13 protein-coding genes are annotated in these 18,464 nt (G+C 69.8%); 5 read left to right on the top strand and 8 right to left on the bottom strand.

What is annotated here, in order from left to right:
• Nucleotides 1–8 precede the first annotated feature (8 nt).
• Genes AC07V5_RS26190 through AC07V5_RS26160 form a run of 7 tightly spaced genes read right to left on the bottom strand, consistent with a single transcriptional unit; the run spans nt 9 to nt 8,787 of the window.
• A complete protein-coding gene (locus tag AC07V5_RS26190) occupies nt 9–797 on the bottom strand; it encodes a transporter substrate-binding domain-containing protein (RefSeq protein WP_495118558.1) in 789 nt (262 codons plus the stop codon).
• The gene (locus AC07V5_RS26185) at nt 797–1,582 is read right to left on the bottom strand and encodes an ABC transporter substrate-binding protein (protein ID WP_495118557.1); all 786 of its coding nucleotides are present in this window, start codon (nt 1,580–1,582) and stop codon (nt 797–799) included. The genes AC07V5_RS26190 and AC07V5_RS26185 overlap by 1 nt, the downstream gene beginning before the upstream one ends.
• 19 nt (nt 1,583–1,601) lie before the next feature.
• Nucleotides 1,602–2,558, bottom strand: a complete 957-nt coding sequence (locus tag AC07V5_RS26180; RefSeq protein WP_495118556.1) for an alpha/beta fold hydrolase — start codon at nt 2,556–2,558, stop codon at nt 1,602–1,604.
• Nucleotides 2,555–3,292, bottom strand: coding sequence for a sulfurtransferase (locus AC07V5_RS26175; RefSeq protein WP_495118555.1), 738 nt, complete (start codon nt 3,290–3,292; stop codon nt 2,555–2,557). Before AC07V5_RS26175 ends, AC07V5_RS26180 begins: the two co-directional genes overlap by 4 nt.
• 25 nt (nt 3,293–3,317) lie before the next feature.
• A complete protein-coding gene (locus tag AC07V5_RS26170; protein ID WP_495118554.1) occupies nt 3,318–4,439 on the bottom strand; it encodes an HD-GYP domain-containing protein in 1,122 nt (373 codons plus the stop codon).
• Nucleotides 4,436–6,460, bottom strand: coding sequence for an ATP-binding response regulator (locus AC07V5_RS26165; RefSeq protein WP_495118553.1), 2,025 nt, complete (start codon nt 6,458–6,460; stop codon nt 4,436–4,438). The genes AC07V5_RS26170 and AC07V5_RS26165 overlap by 4 nt, the downstream gene beginning before the upstream one ends.
• Nucleotides 6,457–8,787, bottom strand: coding sequence for a response regulator (locus AC07V5_RS26160; protein ID WP_495118552.1), 2,331 nt, complete (start codon nt 8,785–8,787; stop codon nt 6,457–6,459). The genes AC07V5_RS26165 and AC07V5_RS26160 overlap by 4 nt, the downstream gene beginning before the upstream one ends.
• Before the next feature lie 139 nt (nt 8,788–8,926).
• On the opposite strand from AC07V5_RS26160, the gene AC07V5_RS26155 reads away from it, so the two are divergent.
• The 5 genes from AC07V5_RS26155 to feoB all read left to right on the top strand — a co-directional run bounded on the left by AC07V5_RS26155 (nt 8,927) and on the right by feoB (nt 17,483).
• On the top strand, nt 8,927–10,093 hold the full coding sequence (locus AC07V5_RS26155; protein WP_495118551.1) for a response regulator: 1,167 nt from the start codon (nt 8,927–8,929) through the stop codon (nt 10,091–10,093).
• An 8-nt stretch (nt 10,094–10,101) separates the two neighbouring features.
• Nucleotides 10,102–11,367 (top strand): urea ABC transporter substrate-binding protein, encoded by a 1,266-nt coding sequence (locus AC07V5_RS26150; RefSeq protein WP_495118550.1) that lies wholly within the window; start codon nt 10,102–10,104, stop codon nt 11,365–11,367.
• A 71-nt stretch (nt 11,368–11,438) separates the two neighbouring features.
• Entirely contained in the window at nt 11,439–15,233 is a 3,795-nt protein-coding gene (locus AC07V5_RS26145; protein ID WP_495118549.1) for a hybrid sensor histidine kinase/response regulator, read from the top strand.
• A 125-nt stretch (nt 15,234–15,358) separates the two neighbouring features.
• Nucleotides 15,359–15,619: a FeoA family protein gene (locus tag AC07V5_RS26140; RefSeq protein ID WP_495118548.1), complete on the top strand. Its 261-nt coding sequence runs from the start codon at nt 15,359–15,361 to the stop codon at nt 15,617–15,619.
• Nucleotides 15,612–17,483: a ferrous iron transporter B gene (feoB, locus tag AC07V5_RS26135; RefSeq protein WP_495118547.1), complete on the top strand. Its 1,872-nt coding sequence runs from the start codon at nt 15,612–15,614 to the stop codon at nt 17,481–17,483. The genes AC07V5_RS26140 and feoB overlap by 8 nt, the downstream gene beginning before the upstream one ends.
• Here feoB and AC07V5_RS26130 read toward each other — a convergent pair.
• Nucleotides 17,480–18,439 (bottom strand): peptidylprolyl isomerase, encoded by a 960-nt coding sequence (locus AC07V5_RS26130; RefSeq protein ID WP_495118546.1) that lies wholly within the window; start codon nt 18,437–18,439, stop codon nt 17,480–17,482. The two genes, feoB and AC07V5_RS26130, sit on opposite strands and share 4 nt — an antisense overlap.
• Between the last annotated feature and the right edge of the window lie 25 nt (nt 18,440–18,464).

Genomic DNA, 18,464 nt, shown 5'->3' with positions numbered 1-18,464 from the left:
ACAGGCCTTCAGCGCGGAGGGCTGACGAGGTCGAAGCTGAAGTAGCGGTCGTTCAGGGTCTTGAGCGCGCCGGTGCTGCGCAGGGCGGCCAGGGCGTCGTCGAGGCGCTTGCCCAGCGTGGCGGCGTCGGCCTTGCGCAGCCCGACACCGATGCCCTTGCCGTAGTAACGCTCTTCCTTGGCGAAGTCGGGCCCGACGAAGCCGAAACCGCGGCCATCGGCATGGTTGAGGAAGCCGAACTGCGCGATGACGGCGTCGACCAGCGTGCCGTCCAGGCGGCCGGATTTCAGGTCCAGGAACACTTGGTCCTGCGTCGCATAGCGCAGCACCTGGCTGTCTTTGAACTGCTCGGCCAGGAAGCGCTCATGGATGGTGCCGCGCTCCACGCCGATGCGCTTGCCCTTCAGGCCGGCCGCGGTGACCTCCAGCTTCGTGTCGCCGCGCATGACCATGCGCGCCGGCGAGAAGTAGTAGGGCGACGAGAACGCGATGACCTGCTGGCGCTCGGGCGTGATGGACATCGAGGCCATGATGGCGTCGATCTTGCGCGACTGCAGCGCCGGAACCAGCCCGTCGAACTCCAGGATGACGGGCGTGCATTGCACGGCCAACTTGGCGCACAAGGCTTGTGCAATGTCGACCTCGAAGCCCTTGAGCTGGCCGTCGGTGCCGATCTCGCTGAAGGGCGCGTAGCCGACGGCGAAGCCGATGCGCAGGCGCTGGACGTTCTGAGCACGGGCCGCCGTCGCGGCCAGCGCAGTCGCGGCGACAGCGGCCAGGGCTGAGCGGCGTCGCATCACTGCTTGGCGCGCGGCGCGATGTCGTAGTCGAAGTATTTGTCGGCCAGCTTCTTGAAGGTGCCGTTGGCCTGCAGCGCGTCGATGGCGGCACTGAACTTCTTGCCCAGCGTCGCCTCGTCGGCCTTGCGCATGCCCACGCCGGTGCCGACGCCGAAGATCTTGTCGTCCAGGATGGCCGGCCCGGCGAAGGCGAAGCCCTTGCCCTCGGGCTTCTTCAGGAAGCCGAAGTCGGCGGCGGGCGCGTCCATCAGCGTCGCGTCGATGCGGCCGGACTTCAGGTCCAGGAAGACCTGGTCCTGGCTGCCGTAGCGCACGATCTCGCTTTGCTTGAAGGTGGCGGCCGCGTAGGTTTCGTGCGTCGTGCCGCGCTGCACGCCGATCTTCTTGCCCTTCAGGCCTGCGGCCGTGGGGTCGAGCTTCACGCCGGTCTTGGCCACGAGGCGGGCCGGGGTGTTGTAGTAGGGCTTGGAGAAGGCGATGACCTTCTGGCGCTCTTCGGTGATGGAGACGCTGGCGAAGATGGCGTCCACCTTGCGCGACTGCAGTGCGGGGATGAGGCCGTCGAAGTCTTGCTGCACCAGCGTGCACTGGGCCTTCATCTCAGCGCAGTAGGCCTGCACGAGCTCGATCTCGAAGCCCTTCAACTTGCCGTCCGGGCCGATCTCGGAAAAGGGCGGGTAGGCGCCTTCGACGCCGATACGCAGCTTCTTCCACTCGGGGGCCTGGGCCTGGGCCAGCGAGGCGGCGGCCAGGAGGGTCAGGGCAAGGAGGCGGGTCTTCATGAGGGGTCCTTCGTGGGGATCAAGGTTGGACTTGAGGTAGCCAGTCGCGCAAGGCCGCAAGGGTAGCAGCCGGGTCCTCCTCCTGAGGCACATGGCCAAGCTTCGGGAAAACCACCAATCGGCTGTTCGGAATGCCTTTTTCGAACTCGCGGCCCCAGCGCAGCGGGATCAGTCGGTCGCGTTCGCCCCACAGGATGAGGGTGGGCACCTTGATCTCGGGCAGGCGCGCGTAGGGGCCGGGTGCGAGCTGGTCCATGCGCCGCATCAAGGCGACACGGTTGCCTTCGCGCAACGTCAGCTCGTAATAACGGTCCACCAGCGCGGCGGTGACATGGCTGGGGTCGCCATAGACGTCGAGCACGCTTTCCTCGATGGCGCGGCGCGGCAGCAGCCAGCGCATGGGCTCGCGCACCACTGGGATGCGGGCGATGCGAAAGCCCAGCGGCATGGAATCGGGCTGAAAATCGAAGCCGGCGGCGTCGACGAGCACGAGGCCGGCGACACGGGCCGGTTCGGCCAGGGCGACCTGCCAGGCGATCTCGCCGCCCAGCGAGTTGCCGCCCAAGATGGCCCGGCCCACGCCGAGGCGGGCCAGCAGGTTGCGCACGAAGGCCACGTAGCGCTCGTCGCTGTAGTTGCTGTCGGCATTCGGCCCCGTCAGGCCGAAGCCGGGCAGGTCGAAACTGATGACACGGCGGGTGGCCTTCAGCTCGGCGACCCAACCTTCCCAGGTGTGCAGGCTGGCGCCGGTGCCATGGATGAGGACGATGGGCAGCGGATCGCTGCTGGGGCCTTCATCGCGGTAGTGCACGAGCAGGCCGTCCAGCTCGACGAAATCCGACGGCGGCGGCGCCCAGCGCGGCACCAGGCTTTCCAGCGAGCGGTCCGGCGCCTTGCTGACGGCAAAGCCCAGGGCCGCCAGCATCAGCAGGATGCCGACGATCTTCAGCGACCAGTCTCCGAATCGGTTGCTCATGTCGGGCTCAGGTCGGCGTTGACGCCCCTGCGATCGTCGAAGACGAAGCAGTTGCCGTGATAGTGCTTGCCCCCGGTGTCCTCGAAGTATTTCAGGATGCCGCCGTCCAGTTGCCAGGCCGTCAGGCCCTGCTCCTCCAGCACCATGGCCGCCTTCTCGCAGCGGATACCGCCGGTGCAGTAGCTCACCACGGTCTTGCCAACGAGTTCGTCGCGATGGGCAGCCAGTGCCTCGGGAAAGTCGCTGAACTTGTGCAGCCGCCAGTCGACGGCGCCGTCAAACGCGCCCTCGTCCACCTCGAAGCCATTGCGCGTGTCCAGCAGCACGATCTCCCGGCCGTCGTCGTCATGGCCCTGGTCCAGCCAGCGCACCAGCGTCGCCGGGGCCAGCGCGGGTGCGCGCGGGGCCTGGTCGGGGCGCACGGTGGGCCGGTTCATGCGGATGATCTCGGGCTTGACCTTGACCTTGAGCCGCTGGAAAGGCTGCACCTCACTCCAGCTTTCCTTCGGTCTAAGCGAGGCAAAACGGGCGTCGCTGCGGAGCTCGTTGACCCACGTGTTCACGGCGTCGGCCGGCCCGGCGAGGAAGAGATTGATGCCTTCCTCGGCGAGCAGCACGGTGCCCTTGAGGTTCAAGCTCTCGGCTCGCGCGTGCAGACGGTCGCGCAGCGAAGGCGTGTCCGTCAGCGAGACGAAGAGGTAGCAGGAGATGTTGAGGATGGGGCCGGACTGCATGAGGCGGCGGATTATCGCGGCGGGCTCAGTCCGCCCATCTTGATGCGATGGCCTGGACTTCTTCGAGGCAGGCGTTGAGGGCATCGACGACACGCGGGTCGAAATGGCTGCCGGCGCCATCGCGGATGAAGTCCATGGCCTCGTTGTGCGTCATGGCCTGCTTGTACGGCCGCACGCTGATGAGCGCGTCGTAGACGTCGGCCACGGCCATCAGCCGCGCCGCCAGCGGGATGTCCTTGCCGGCCAGGCCGTCCGGGTAGCCGCTGCCGTCCCATTTCTCGTGGTGGTGGCGGGCAATCTGCTTGCCGAAGTGCAGCATCAACCCGGCATCGTCGCCCAGGCGGTCAACGGCGCGCTGCAGCAGGTCGGCGCCGTGCTCGGCGTGGGTCTTCATGATCCGCCATTCGTCGGGCGACAGCTTGCCGGGCTTGAGCAGGATGCCGTCGGGGATGGCCACCTTGCCGATGTCGTGCAGCGGCGCGGCCTTGGCCAGCTCGTCGATGGCAAATGCGGTCAGGTCGGCCGGGCCATCGGGCTGGGCAGCGATCCACTGTGCCAGCGTGCGCACGTATTCCTGGGTGCGTTGGATGTGGTTGCCGGTGTCGGCGTCGCGGAACTCGGCCAGGCCGACCATGACGAACAGCGTCGTGTCGCGCAGCCGCTCCACCTCGCGCCGGCGTGCGTCCAGCTCGCCGCTCAACTGGGCGTTGTGGCGCAGCAGGCGGTCCTCGGCCAGCTTGAGCTGCAGATGGGTGCGCACCCGGGCCAGCACGGTGGCGGGGTTGAAGGGCTTGTGGATGAAGTCGGCGCCGCCGGCCTCGAAGCCGGCGCTTTCGTCCTCGGGCCGCGTCAGCGCCGTCAGGAAGATGACGGGCACCCGGCGCGTGGCAGGGTCGGCCTTGAGTTGGCGGCAGACCTCGTAGCCATCCAGCTCCGGCATCATCACGTCCAGCACGACAAGATCGGGCGCCTGGCGGCGGCAGATCTCCAGCGCCTTGGCACCGCTGACAGCGAGTTGCACGCGGTAGTCGGGCTTGAGCACTTGGGCCAGCAGCGTCAGGTTGGCGGGCGTGTCGTCGACGACGAGCACCGTGGCCTGGGACGAGACCGGGGGCGGGGCGGCGATCGCAGGCAGCATCAGTGTCATGACTGTTTAGCGTCCTTGGTGTCGCCGCGCAGTGCGGCCTGGGCCTCGTCGAAATCAAAGCGCTGCATGGCGCCGGCCAGGGCCTTGGCCTGGCGGGCGGGCAGGGCCTCGATGAAGGCAGACTCATGTTGCTCCCACAGCGTCAGCGCATTGCTGTCCGCTTCGCCGAGCAGGGTGTCGAGTTCGCTGATCAGCGTGGCCGGGTCGGTGCCTGGGACGGTCGGATTGGCCACCTCGGGCAAGGGCAGGTCAACGGGCAGCGGGCGGTCCACGTCCAGCAGGCGGCGCAGCGTGTGCGGCAGCAGCGGCTTGGCGCACAGCGTTTCGGCGCCCTGGCGCTGGGCGCGTTCGCGCAGCACCGGCGTGTCGAACGCGCTCAGCAGCACGGTGCGGCGAGCTCGCGGCGGGCCACTCTGGGCCAGGCGGGCCAGCAGTTCGCTGCCTTCCATGTCGGGCAGCACCCAGTCGATGACGAGCAGGTCATAGGGTTGGCTGGCCGGTACGGCCACCAGCCGCGCCAGTGCCTGGCGGCCCTGGGTGAGCAGGTCGACGCGGGTGGCCGGTGCCAGGGCCTGCAGCAGCGCGACCAGCGTCTCGTGGCCGCCGCTGTGTGCGGCCTGCACGAGCAGCACGCGGCGTGCCTGCGGCGCAGGCGGCAGCGTGAACTCGGGGCAGGGCGCTGGCGGCAGCGTCAGCTCGAACTCGCTGCCACGGCCCGAAGCGCTGCGCGCCGACAGCGTGCCGCCCATGCGCTCGGCCAGTGCCCGGCAGATGGCCAGCCCCAGGCCCGTGCCGCCAAAGCGCCGCGTGGCGCCGGCCTCGGCCTGGGCGAAGGGCGTGAACAGCCGGGCAAGCTGCTCGGGCGCCAGCCCCACGCCGCTGTCGCGCACGCGCACCACCCAGCCACCGGCGGCGTCCAGGCTGGCGCTGAGCTTGACCTGGCCAGCCGGCGTGAACTTGACGGCGTTGACCAGCAGCTCGGTGAGGAGCTGGGTCAGGCGCACCGCGTCGCCGCGCCGCGCGCCGGCTGCGCCCAGCAGCTCGGGCGAGGCGATGTCGCAGAGCAGCTCCAGGTGCTTGGACTGGGCGGCCGGGCGCACGGCGTCAAAGGCGTGGGCCAGCAGCTGTTCGAGGTGCAAGGGGTCGGCGGCCAGCTGCATGCGGCCCGCGTCGAGGTCGGCGTAGTCCAGCAGGCCGTCGATGAGCCTGACCAGGGACTCGCCGGCCTTGGCCACTTCCTGCAGATGCCCGCGCTGGTCGGCTTGCAGGCGGCCCTGCAGCAGCAGCCTCGTGAGGCCCAGCACGGTGTTCATCGGCGTGCGGATCTCGTGGCCGATGTTGGCGAGGAAGTCGGACTTGGCGCGCGACGCTGCCTCGGCCGCGGCGCGTGAGCGCTCCAGCTCGGCCAGCCGGGCCGTGACCAGATCGTCGGTCGTGGCGAGGGCGCCAGCGGCCGGCGCGAGCTGGGTCAGCCGCGAAAGCTGGCGCGACAGGCCCCACAGCGCCACGCAGAACATGGTCTGGCACAACGCCAGGTTGGCGATCAGCGGCCAACCCTCGATGAGCCAAGGTGGCGGCGAGCCAAAGAAGCGCAGCAGCGTGGGCGGCGCCAGCATGACGACGAGCAGGCTCAGCGAGATCAGCAGCGCCTCGCGGGCGCGCCAGGTCGTGAACAGCAGCAGGCTGCCACCCATGGCCCAGGGCGCAAAGCTGCCCAGCGTGTACAGGCCGGGCCCCGGGTCGGGGCGCAGCGTGAAGACCAACATGGTCAGGCTGAAGTACAGCGCCAGCAGCGTGACGCCGGCGCGCTGCCATAGCCGCAGCTTTTCAGGCAGGCGCCAGACGAGCAGGGCCAGGACCGTGAAGGTGGTGGCGATCAGCGGGTAGGCGATGCGGTCGCTGGGCTCGATGACGCCCATGGCGGTCTCGCTGGCCCAGGCGAACAGTGCTGACGCGACGATGACGGTGAACAGCCAGCGCGTGCCGAACGGGCCCAGGACGACGATGGCCGGTGCCCTCATGCACCACCCTGCTGCTGGCGGTTCAGCGCAACGGCGGCGGCGTCGAAGTCCAGCGCGGCCAGCGCCTGGTCTACGCGCTGCTGCTGCGCGGGCGCCAGGCCGCTGTAGGCCCCGTGGGCCTGCCACCAGTCCAGCGCCCGGCTGTCGCTCTGGGCAATCAGGCGGCGCAACTCGTCCACGTTGCCGGGCCCCTGGGGTCGTGGTGCCGCGCCATCCCAGGTGTGGGCCAGGGCGGCCTCGATCTCGGCCTGCAGCAGCGCCAGCCCGGCCTTGACCGCGTTCAGCTGTGGTTCGGCATTGACCGCGTCGGCATCGGCGGCGCTGCGTTCCAGCGCCAGGGCCGCTTGGTGCAGCGGCTGCGCGCCCAGCGTTGCGGCCAGGCCCTGCAGCGTGTGGGCAGCGCGGCGCAGTTCGATCCAGTCGCCGCCGTGCAGCCAGCCGGGCCAGGCCGCCAGGCCATCGGCGTATTGGTCGGCAAAGCCTTTCAGCGTGCGGCGGTAGAGGGCCGACTGGCCGTCGAACTGGCGCAGGCCGAGCTGCAGGTCCAGCGTTGGGCGCAATGCCGAAAGTGGCGTCGAAGGCCTGGTGAGCGGGCGATAGATCTGCAGCTCCCGCACGAGGCGGGCCACGTCCAGCGGCTTGGCGATGTGGCCCTGCATGCCGGCGGCCAGGCACTGGGCCTTCTCCTCGGCCAACGCATGGGCCGTCATCGCGAGCACGGGCAGGTTCTCGAAGCCGGGCAGCTCGCGCAGCCGGCGCGTGGCGCTCAGGCCGTCGAGCACGGGCATCTGCAGGTCCATCAGCACGAGGTCGTAGGCCTCGGGGCCGCCGGCCTGCAGCCGGTCCAGGCCTTCCTGGCCGTTGCCTGCAACGTCCACCTGGGCACCGCGGCTGCTGAGCAGGCGCAACGCGATCTCCTGGTTGATGGGGTGATCCTCGACGAGCAGCACCCGAAGGCCGGCCAGGGAATGCGCATCGACGCTGGCGGGCCGGTTGCCCGGCACGTCGCTGAGCAGGCGGCGCAGCTCCCCGGCCAGCAGGGGTTTCTGGCACAAGGCGCGGGCACCGAAGGCGCGGGCCTGCGACGGCTCGTCATCCCAGCCAGGCGGGCTCAGCACCGCAATGCGCAGCGCCGGGTACTCGCGGCGCAGCTGGGCCAGCAGCTCGGCACCGGTGGCGCCGGGGCCGGGCAGCAGCCAGTCCAGCAACAGCCAGTCGAAGGGCCGGCCGGCCTGGCGGGCTTCGGCCAACGCGGTCAGCGTGCCGGCAACATGGGTGCTGGCGGCCAGGCCGGGGCCGAGGCCCAGGTGGCGCAGCAGGGTCAGCGTTGCCTCGCGGCCGTCGGCATGGGCCTTGGCGAGCAGCAGGCGCTGGGCTGGCAGCGGCGCTGGCGGCGTGCCCAGCGGGTCCAGCGGCAGCGCGAGGCGGATCTCGAAGCTGCTGCCCTGCCCAGGCTGGCTCTGCACATCCAGCGTGCCGCCCATCAGCTCGACGAGGCGGCGGGTGATGGTCAGCCCGAGGCCCGTGCCACCGTAGCGCCGCGGAATGGAGGCGTCGCCCGGCCTGAACTCGTGGAACAGGCCGGCCAGTTGCTCGGCGCTCATGCCGATGCCGCTGTCCTGCACCGTGATGAAAAGCGGCACGCGGCCCGGCTCTTCGCCGGGGTGGGCGGACAGGCGCAGCAGGACCTGGCCCGAGGGCGTGAACTTGAGCGCGTTGGACAGCAGGTTGATGAGCACCTGCTGCAGGCGCAGCGCGTCGCCCCGCAACTGGCCGCGCGCACCGAGCAGGCTGGCGTCGGCCCAGTCGCAGACGAGTGCCACGGCCGGATTGCCGTGCACCGGCCGCACCAGCTCGATGGCCTGGGCGACGACATCCTCCAGCCGCAGCGGCAGGGATTCGATTTGCATCTGGCCGGCCTCGATCTTGGAGACGTCGAGCACGTCGTTGACGAGGCTGAGCAACATGCGCGAGGCGGCGTCGGCCTTGGTCAGCAGGTCGCGCTGCTCGGCGGTGAGCTGGGTCTGCAGGGCGAGCTGGTTCATGCCCATGATGGCATTCATGGGGGTGCGGAGTTCATGGCTGAGCTGGGCGAGGAAGCGGCTCTTCGCCTCGGTGGCCGCCTTGTGCGCCTCGGCCGCATCGACGCCACGGCGCAATGCGGACAGGCACAAGGGCGGCAGCGGGATCAGAAGGGCATTAATCACCAGCGCGGCGTAGACCGCCGTGCCGCCGGCTCCACGCAGGCTCCAAAGCAGCGGGAAAAGCACCAGCAGCGCCGCCATGGCAAGCCAGAGAAGACCGAGCGTGAGCGGGCGCTGGGGCATTGGGCGATGGTGTGGGATAGGCCGATTATGGGAGTGGGCAATGCGCCAAATGTGCGATGGATTTGCAACGTTGCCCCTGGGGAAAGCCCAGGGCGCACCCGTGGCGTGGGGCTTGAGGCTGCGGTTATCCTGACTCGCCATGCCGCTCATCCTTGTAGTCGACGACCAGCCGAGCAACATCCACGCGCTCTACCAACTGCTGGTGGACGAATGCGAGGTGTCCATGGCTACCAGCGGCGCCGAGGCTCTGGCCTACTGCGCACAGCAGCTGCCCGACCTGATCCTGCTCGACGTGCTGATGCCCGAGATGAGTGGCTACGAGGTCTGCGACCGCCTGAAGGCCGACCCGCGCACGCGTGGCATTCCCGTCATCTTCGTGACCGTGCAGGGCAGCGCCGACGACGAGGCCGAGGGCTTTGCCCACGGCGCGGTCGACTACATCCCCAAGCCCTTCGTTGACGTCGTCGTGAAGGCGCGGGTGCGGACGCAACTGGCCCTCAAGCTGGCGTCGGAGAGCTTCGCGCGCTCGCAGATCGAGCTCTTCCAGCGTGACAAGCTGGCCTCGGTCGGCCGCACCATCTCCGGCATTGCCCAGGAGCTGAGCTCGCCGCTGGGCAACGCGCTGATCTCGGCCTGCACGCTGCAGGACGACCTGACCCATCTGCGCGGCCTGTCCAACACCAGCACCATCAAGCGTAGCGACCTGGACAAGCATCTGCGCGTCAGCGAGGAAAGCGTCGGCCTGGTGCTGTCCAACCTGCAGCGCACGCTGTCCATCGTCGACTCCTTCCTGCAGTCCACGGCCGACAACTTCGGCGACCAGCGCCGCAGCTTCTCGCTGCTGGAGCTGGTGCATGAGGTCGTGGCCGGCCTGGCGCCGGCGCTGGAGGCCCACCAGGTGCGCTGCGAGCTCGACGCGGGCGACGATTCGCACCTGTTGAGCTTCCGCGGCGCGTTGGCCAAGGTGCTGACGACGCTGATCCAGAACGCCATCAAGCACGCCTACCGCGAGGCCGGTGGCGAGGTGCATCTGCGCGTGCGGCCACTGGGCACCGACCAACTCGTCATCACCGTGCAAGACCATGGCATCGGCATCCCGCCCGGCATGCTGGGCCGCGTCTTCGACCCCTTCTTCTCGACGCGCTTCGGGCTCAACCGCACCGAGCCGGGGCTGTACATCGTGCGCAACCTCGTGACGTTCGCCTTGGGTGGCCAGATCCAGGTCGAGTCCACGCCCGGCGTGGGCACGACGGTCAGGCTGACGCTGCCGATGATTTCGCCCGAGGCGCGGCGCACCGCGGGCTAGGTCCCGCCGTGCCCACAGGCCCTGACATGCAGCCTTTGCGGGCCCGATTGGCACTGCTGGGCGGCCTGCCACTGCTGGTGATCCTGCTGTTGGTGCTGGCAGGTTATTTCATGCAACGGCCCTCGGCCGAAGCCGGGCGCAGCCCCATCGTCATCGGCCTGCTGCAGGCGCTCAGCGGCCCCGCGGCCAGGAGCGAGGCGCCGCTGGTGGCGGCCGTCAAGCTGGCGGTGGAGGAGATCAACGCCGGCGGCGGGCTGCTGGGCCGACGCGTCGAGCTCAAGATCGAGGATTCGCGCTCCGACGCGCGTGTGGCCGCGGCTGCGGCCGAGCGGCTCATCAGCGTGGAGCACGCGGTGGCCTTGTTCGGCTGCGGGTCGTCGAGCTGCCGCCAGGCCGTCAGGCCGGTGGTCGAGACTCACCAGCACCTGCTTTTCTACCCGCTGGCCCACGAGGGCATGGAGCAGTCGGCGCACATCATCTACACCGGCCCGACCCCCAACCAGCAGGCGCTGCCGGCAGCCGACTGGGCCATGCACGGCTTCGGCCGTCGCATCTACCTGGTCGGCACCGACAGCCACTACCCGCGCCGCCTGGGTGCCGTGCTGCGCGACTTCATCGCGCTGGGCGGCGGCCAGGTGCTGGGTGAGCGCTATGTGCCCCTGGGCGGCAGTGACATGGGCGCCGTCATGGCCGACCTGCAAAAGCTCCAGCCCGATGTCGTTCTCAGCACCATCAGCGGCGACAGCAACCAGGCCTTCTTCGATGCCCTCGTGGCAGCCGCGCTCACCGACCTGCCGCTGATGTCCTTCAGCGCCGCCGAGCCCGAGATGAAGGCTTTCGACGGTGGCCGGCTCGACCGGCACTTCGCGGCCTGGAGCTATCTGCAGTCCCAGCCCGGGCCGGTCAACCAGGCCTTTCTCGCGCGGCTGCGGCGCAGCCAGGGCGAGGCGGCCCAGGCCGGCGACCCGGCGGTGTCAGCCTACGTCGGCGTGCAACTGTGGGCCGCCGCGGTGCGCGAGGTCGGCAGCCCGCAGACCGACGTCGTCAATGCCAACGTGCTGCATCAGACGGTGTTTGCGCCCCAGGGCTTCGCGGCGGTCGACAGCCAGAGCCGCCATCTTTGGCGCCAGTTGCGCATCGCCCAGGTCAAGCCGGGCGGTGAGCTCGGCGAGGTCTTCCTGCTGCCGCGCCATATCCGGCCCAAGCCCTGGCCGAACTTCCGTTCGACCGAGCACTGGACGACCGTGATGTCGCGCGCCGAGGTGGGGCGGTGAGCGCCGCGTTGCCGCCCGAAGAGGCTCAGCTCCCGCTGGGCGGGCCAGCACGCGCCGCGAAGGGTGCGGCATTGAGCACCGCGGCACCGGTTCCCATCGAATCGACGCGCCGGGCCTGGCGCGTCGGGCCGGTGCTGCTGCTGGGCCTGATGCTGCTGTCCATGCTGCCCCTGGGGCTGGTGGGGCTTTGGCAGCTTTCCAGCTTCGAGCAGCGCCTGCGCGAGACGGTGACCGAGGGGCTGGTCGTCATCTCGCGCAAGAAGGTCCACGAGATCAATGAGTACCTGAACGAGGTCGAGGTCGACGCCCGTCTGGTTGCGCAGGCTGGCGATACCGGTGCGCTGCTGGTGCAGCGGGGTGACGCCGTCGCGACGCGGGTGCCCGCGGCCAGCCGGGCTTTCTTCGAGCGTCTCTACGACACCGGCAAGTACCTCAACCTGCTGTTGGTTCAGCCCGATGGCCGCATCAGCTTCGCGATGAAGGCCCCGGCCGGCTCCACGCCGGAACTGGCGCGCCTGGACGGCGGCGCCTTCGAGGGCAGCGAGCTGTTCACCGCCCATCGCCGTGCCATGGGCCAGCTCGATCCGCAGCTGACATCGGTGCATCGCCTGCGCGGCGAGGAGGCGGCAACGCTCTTTCTCGTTCATCCGGTCGTCGTCGAGGACCGCGTGCTGGGCAGCGTCGTGGTGCAGCTGGACCTCGAACGGCTGCTGCGCGTCGCGACCGAGCGCTCGGGCCTGGCGCTGGCCGGCGAAACGGTGCTGGCGCGGCGCGATGGCAACAAGGCGGTCTTCATCAACGACCTGAAGCGCGCGCCGAGCCAGACCTTGACCGGCGTGATGGACCTGACCGCGCCAGACGCACCGCCGGCTCTGCGCGGCCTGCGCGGCGAGAGCGGCAGCGGGCTGATGCGCGACTACGCGGGCGTCGAGGTTGTGGCCTCCTGGCGCTACCTGCCGGCGCTGGACTGGGGCATCACCGTCAACCTCGACGCGGCCGAGGCCTTCGCACCGGCACGCGCGCTGCGCGACCGTCTGCTGGTGGCACTCGGCCTGGCCTTGCTGCTGGCGCCGTGTCTGAGCCTGCTGCTGCGCCGGCGCATCGTCGAGCCGGTGGAGATGCTCAGCGGCGCCGTCGCCCGCATCGCGGGCGGCAAGCTGGACGAGCGTGCGCCGGTGTGTGGCTTCAGCGAGTTCCGCGAGCTGGCGCGCGGCTTCAACCGCATGACCGATCAGCTGGTTGTCGAGAAGCAGCTGCTGGAGGCCCGGGTCGAGCAGCGCACGCGGGCGCTGAACGACAGTGAGCAGCGGTTCCGAGGTGTCTTCGAGCGGGCCCAGGTCGGCATCGCGCTGTGCGATGCCCAGGGCATCATCCTCGACGTGAACCAGGCCTTGACGGCCATGCTCTGCCGTGAGGCTGGCGAGTTGCGTGGTTCGAAGCTGGCCGACCTGCCGGACTTCCGCCCCGGCCGCGTGCTGGGTGGCGAGCTGACCCGGTTGGCCAACGCGCGGTTGGACCATGCCCGTTTTGAGCGCGGCTTTGCGTTGCCCGGTGGCGGCGAACTCTTCGCCGACGGCAGCGCCAGCGCCATCCGCGACCGGCGCGGCCGCCTCGTCAACGTCGTGCAGATGCTCATCGACGTGACCGAGCGCCACCGCGCCGAGGTGGAATTGGTGCGGGCCCGCGTGGCGGCCGAGGCGGCCAGCCAGGCCAAGAGCGATTTCCTGGCCAACATGAGCCACGAGATCCGCACGCCGATGAACGGTGCGCTCGGCATGCTCAACCTGCTGCTGCGCACCGAGCTGTCGCCCCGCCAGCTCGACTACGCGAGCAAGGCCCGCACGGCCGCGCAGGCCTTGCTCGCGGTCATCAACGACGTGCTGGACTTCTCCAAGGTCGAGGCCGGCAAGATGGAGCTGGACCCGCACCGCTTCGAGCTCAGCGACTTCATGCGCGAGCTGGCCGTCATCCTGTCGGCCAACGTCGGCACCAAGGACGTCGAGGTGCTGTTCCGCCTTGACCCGCGCCTGCCCAGCGCCCTCGTCGGCGATTCCACCCGGTTGCGCCAGGTGCTGCTCAACCTGGCCGGCAATGCGCTCAAGTTCACTGAACGTGGGGAGGTGGTGCTGGGCCTCACGCTGCTGGGCGACGAGGGCGGGCAGGCTCAACTGCGCTTCGAGGTCAGCGACACCGGCATCGGCATCCCGGCAGACAAGCTCGATCACATCTTTGCCGGCTTCAGCCAAGCCGAGCAGAGCACGTCGCGGCGCTACGGTGGCACCGGCCTGGGCCTGGCCATCAGCCGGCGGCTGGTGGCGCTGATGGGCGGCGAGCTGCGGGTGGACAGCTGCGTTGGCGAAGGCAGCCGCTTCCATTTCGAGCTGGCGATGGAGGCCGCGTCCGCCGGCAGCGGCGAGGCGGATGTGGCCCAGCGCGGCCTCAAGGTCTTGATCGTCGACGACAACCCGATGGCCCGCGAGGTACTGCAGGGCATTGGCGAGAGCCTGGGTTGGGACTGCGACCTGGCGGCCAGCGGCGAACAGGCGCTGGCGTTGGTGCACGAGGCCGCCGAGCGCGGCGATCCGCACTACGAGCTCATCCTGATGGACTGGCGCATGCCGGGGCTGGACGGCTGGGAGACGTCGCGCCGGATCCGCGACAGCCACGAGTCCGATGCGCCCGTCATCATCATGGTCACGGCCCACGGCCGCGAGCTGCTGGCCGAGCGCAGCGAGCATGACATCCAGAGCCTGGGTGGCTATCTCGTCAAGCCCGTGACGGCCTCGATGCTGCACGACGCGGTTGCCGAGGCCACGCGCGGCCTGCCTGCGCAGTTGCAGGGTGCGGGGCCCGCGGAGCAGCGTCTGGTGGGCATGCGCCTGCTCGTGGTGGAGGACAACGGCTTCAACCAGCAGGTTGCCCAGGAGTTGCTGGAAGGCGAGGGCGCCGTCGTCACGCTGGCCGGCGGCGGCGTGGAGGGCACCCATCTGGCCCTCGTCGCCGAGCCCGACTACGACGCCATCCTGATGGACCTGCAGATGCCCGACATCGACGGCTTCGAGGCGACGCAGCGCATCCTCGCGCGCCGCCCCGGCAGCCTCATCATCGCGATGACGGCCAACGCGATGGAGGGCGACCGCCAGGCCTGCCTGGCCGCGGGCATGCGCGACCACGTGTCCAAGCCCGTGGACCTGGAACAGCTGGTCGCCTGCCTGCGCCGGCTTGTCGGGCCCGTTGCTCCGCAGCCTACCGCCCCGGCGCCAGCGCCTGCCGAGACGCCGCTGCTGGAGACCGAAGCCGCGCTGCAGCGCCTGGGGGGGCGCCGGGCGTTGTATGAGCGGCTGGTGCAGTCGTTTGCCCAGGACGTGCCCGCAGAGATGAATGCGCTCCTGCACCATCTGGCGCAGGGCAGCCGGGCCGACGCCTTGCGCGTGCTGCACACCTTGCGCGGCCTGGCCGGTTCCGTTGGCGCCAGTGCGCTGGCCGAGGCCACAGGGCGGGAAGAACTGGCGCTGCGCGATGGCGGCGAGGTCGAGACGGTTGATCTGGCCTCGGTGCAAGCCCTGCTCGGCGAAAGCCTGGCCGCGCTTGCGAAAGTGGTGGTGCCGGCGCCGCCCGCTCCGGTTGCTACGGCTGCTCCGGCCGAGTCTGCCGGCGGCGACCCGCTGGAGTCTCTGCGCCGGCTGCGCTTGCTGCTGGTGGAGCGCAACATGCGCTCGGTGGCTGCCAGCGAGCAGCTCTGCGCCGCCCACGCCGACGCGCTGGGCCCTGAGATGACTCAGCTTTCAACGGCCGTGGCACGGCTGGATTTCGCCAAGGCATTGAAGGCCTGCGACCTGCTGCTGGACCGGTTGAATCCGCGCTGAGCCCCTGAACGGGTAGCCGCGCGTGAAAACTCTGCTGGGCAAAGCCCGTTCCCGCGGTATGGAGGGGGTTGGCCTGCGTACAATGAGAATCATTCTCATCGAAGCGACCGCCTGTCGACCCGCCCATGTCCGAGCCGCTGCCTTCCAGCCTCGCCGCCGCCCCAGCCGGGCAGGCGCTGACCGTCGAGCAGGTCAGTGCTCCCCAGCATTCGCCCGAATGGGCCGCCTGGCTGGCCGACCTGGGCTTCCTGCCGGGCGAGGCCGTGCGCGTGCTGCGCCGTGGCGCCCAGCGCACGGGCAACCTGGTGGTGCGCGTCGGGCAGTCGACGTTTGCGCTGCGCCACGCCGAAGCCGAATGCATCGCCGTGACGTTGCGTCATGGTTGATGCAGTCATCCATGTCCACCGTGGCGGCAAGCTGGTTGCGCTGGTTGGCAACCCGAACTGCGGCAAGACGGCCCTCTTCAACGGCTTGACCGGCAGCCACCAGAAGGTGGCCAACTACGCCGGCGTCACCGTCGAGCGCAAGGAAGGCCGGCTCGTCTCGGCCGCCGGCAAGGCGCTGCGCCTGCTGGACCTCCCCGGCACCTACAGCCTGCACCCCCGCTCGCCGGACGAGCGCGTGACCTGCGACGTGCTGGCAGGCCGCGCCAAGGGCGAGAAGCGGCCCGACCTCGTCATTTGCGTGCTGGATGCGACCAACCTGCGCCGCAACCTGCGCCTGCTGCTGGCCGTGCGTCGCATGGGCCTGCCGGTGGTCGTCGCGCTGAACATGGCTGATCTGGCCGCGCGCCGCGGGCTCAAGATCGACGCCGCCGCCCTGAGCGCCCAGCTCGGCCTGCCCGTCGTGCGAACCGTCGCCATCCACAAGGAAGGCCTGGACGAACTGCGGGCGCTGCTCGACAAGCCCGAGGTCTGGGAAGGCGCGCCCATCGCGGTGGCGGCCGAGCAGCACGTGGACGACCACGTCACCGTCAAGACCATGCTGCGCGCGCTGCACCTGGACCAGGACCTGCCCACGCTGCCCAGCGACCGCGTCGATCGCGTGCTGCTGCACCCGGTGGCCGGCTCCGTCATCCTGGCCGTGCTGCTCTTCCTGCTCTTCCAGGCCGTGTTCTCCTGGGCCGAGCCGCCCAAGGACCTCATCGAGGCCGGCATGGCTTGGATAGGCGCGCAGGTGGGCCACTGGCTGCCCGACGGGTGGCTGCACAGCCTCATCGTCGACGGCGTCATCGCCGGTGCCGGCGGCGTGCTGGCCTTCCTGCCGCAGATCCTGATCCTGTTCTTCTTCATCCTGCTGCTGGAGGAGTCGGGCTACCTGCCGCGCGCCGCGCTGCTGCTGGACCGGCTGATGGGCAGCGTCGGCCTGTCGGGGCGCAGCTTCATCCCGCTGCTGTCGAGCTTTGCCTGCGCCATCCCCGGCATCATGGCCACACGCTCGATCTCCAACCCGCGCGACCGGCTCGTCACCATCATGATTGCGCCGCTGATGACCTGCTCGGCACGGCTGCCGGTGTACGCGTTGCTGATTGGCGCCTTCATCCCGCACCGCGAGGTGGCGGGCGTCGAGCTGCAGGGCCTGGTGCTGTTCGGGCTTTACCTCGCCGGCATCCTGGGCGCGCTGGCCGTGGCCTGGCTGCTGAAGCGCTTCACGAACACGGGCCGCCTCGTGCGGCCGTTGATGATGGAGCTGCCCAGCTACCACTGGCCGCACCCGCGCTCCATCGCCATCGGGCTGTGGCAGCGCGCGATGATTTTCATCAAGCGCGTCGGCGGCATCATCCTCGTGCTGACGATTGCGCTGTGGCTGCTGTCCAGCTTCCCCTCGCCGCCGGAAGGCGCCACGGGTGCTCCCATCCAGTACAGCGTGGCCGGCTACCTGGGCGCGGGCCTGGCCAAGATCTTTGAACCCATCGGCTTCAACTGGCAGATCAGCCTGGCCCTGGTGCCGGGGCTGGCAGCCCGCGAGGTGGCCATCAGCGCGCTGGGCACGGTCTACGCGCTGTCTGCCACCGGCGACGACGCCGCCCAGGCGCTGGCACCGCTGATCGCGCAGAGCTGGAGCCTGGCGACCGCGCTGTCGCTGCTGGCCTGGTATGTGTTCGCGCCGCAATGCATTGCCACGCTGGCTGCCGTGAAGCGCGAGACCGGGGGCTACAAGCTGCCCCTGATCATGACGGCCTATCTGTTCGGCCTGGCCTACCTGGCCTCGTTCATCACCTACCGCACCGCACTCTGGCTGGGCGGTTAAGGCGCGGGCCGCGTCGGTACGCTGGCGCTGCAGATGTCGATGTGGCCCGGGCTGTGGACGAACCAGCCGCCGCGGTAACGCCGGGCGTCCAGCAGTTGGGTCCAGGTGGCGGACTCGGTCTTCAGTACCTGCAGGGCCGGCCGCTCGGCCGCCGGCACGTCGGCCAACAGGCGCACGCGGTCGATGCCGGTGCGCTGCTCGGGTTTGTCGTAGAAGCCCATGGCCGCGGTGCCGCGGGGCAGGGCGGACAGGAATTCCATGCCCTTGAGCACGCGACCCACGAGGGTGATGTTCAGGTCCAGGCCGCGCGGCGCCTGGCCGATGACGACGTAGAGCTCGGTGCCGTTGCTGGAGTCGACCGCATCGCTGCGGCCGGCGCCGACCATGCCGTAGCAATGGGCCAGCCAGGCCTTGCCCGCCTTGGGGTCGGCGGCCACGGGCATGCCTTGCGCAAAGCCGGTGCGCGGTGCCCAGCCGTCCACATCGGCCAGCTTGGCAAAGCCGGCGGCCTTGCCAACGCGGTCCAGCGGCACCGAGAACTCGGCCGGTAGCTTGGGCGACACGCCGGCCGGCAGCGGCTTGGCCTTGGTGGCGTCTTCGCCGTTGGGGTCGCCCCATTGGGTGACGAAGTTGTCCTGCACGCGCAGGATGGCCAGGCCGTCCCAGTAGCCACCGTGGGCCAGGGCACGGATGTTGGCCGCATGAGCCGGCGCGAAGCGCGGCGCGAGTTCGATGATGACCTGCCCCGCGGGGAGCTGCATCAGCAGCGTGTTGTCCGGGTCCAGCGCGCGCCAGTCGCCAGCGGGCGAGGCGGCCAGGATCTCCTGGGCGGTCTTCTTCGCGGCAGGGGCTGGGGCCGAGGCCTTGGACGGCTTCTTGGGCGCCGCGACGGCAGTGGCCGACACCAGGCCGGCAAGGATCAGCGGGAAGGCCAGTTTGAAGGCGGTGTATTTCATGGGCGCGGAGCTTAACGGCGGCCGC

Source organism: Roseateles sp. GW821-FHT02E12, from assembly GCF_059421665.1.
This window is presented reverse-complemented; position numbering and strand designations above follow the sequence as displayed.

Excerpts from the sequence above, each read along its gene's own strand:
- AC07V5_RS26165 (WP_495118553.1), bottom strand. The coding sequence starts at position 6,460 with ATGAGGGCACCGGCCATCGTCGTCCTGGGCCCGTTCGGCACGCGCTGG.
- AC07V5_RS26160 (WP_495118552.1), bottom strand. The coding sequence starts at position 8,787 with ATGCCCCAGCGCCCGCTCACGCTCGGTCTTCTCTGGCTTGCCATGGCG.
- AC07V5_RS26140 (WP_495118548.1), top strand. The coding sequence starts at position 15,359 with ATGTCCGAGCCGCTGCCTTCCAGCCTCGCCGCCGCCCCAGCCGGGCAG.
- AC07V5_RS26185 (WP_495118557.1), bottom strand. The coding sequence starts at position 1,582 with ATGAAGACCCGCCTCCTTGCCCTGACCCTCCTGGCCGCCGCCTCGCTG.
- AC07V5_RS26170 (WP_495118554.1), bottom strand. The coding sequence starts at position 4,439 with ATGACACTGATGCTGCCTGCGATCGCCGCCCCGCCCCCGGTCTCGTCC.
- AC07V5_RS26180 (WP_495118556.1), bottom strand. The coding sequence starts at position 2,558 with ATGAGCAACCGATTCGGAGACTGGTCGCTGAAGATCGTCGGCATCCTG.
- AC07V5_RS26190 (WP_495118558.1), bottom strand. The coding sequence starts at position 797 with ATGCGACGCCGCTCAGCCCTGGCCGCTGTCGCCGCGACTGCGCTGGCC.
- AC07V5_RS26130 (WP_495118546.1), bottom strand. The coding sequence starts at position 18,439 with ATGAAATACACCGCCTTCAAACTGGCCTTCCCGCTGATCCTTGCCGGC.
- AC07V5_RS26155 (WP_495118551.1), top strand. The coding sequence starts at position 8,927 with ATGCCGCTCATCCTTGTAGTCGACGACCAGCCGAGCAACATCCACGCG.
- feoB (WP_495118547.1), top strand. The coding sequence starts at position 15,612 with ATGGTTGATGCAGTCATCCATGTCCACCGTGGCGGCAAGCTGGTTGCG.
- AC07V5_RS26175 (WP_495118555.1), bottom strand. The coding sequence starts at position 3,292 with ATGCAGTCCGGCCCCATCCTCAACATCTCCTGCTACCTCTTCGTCTCG.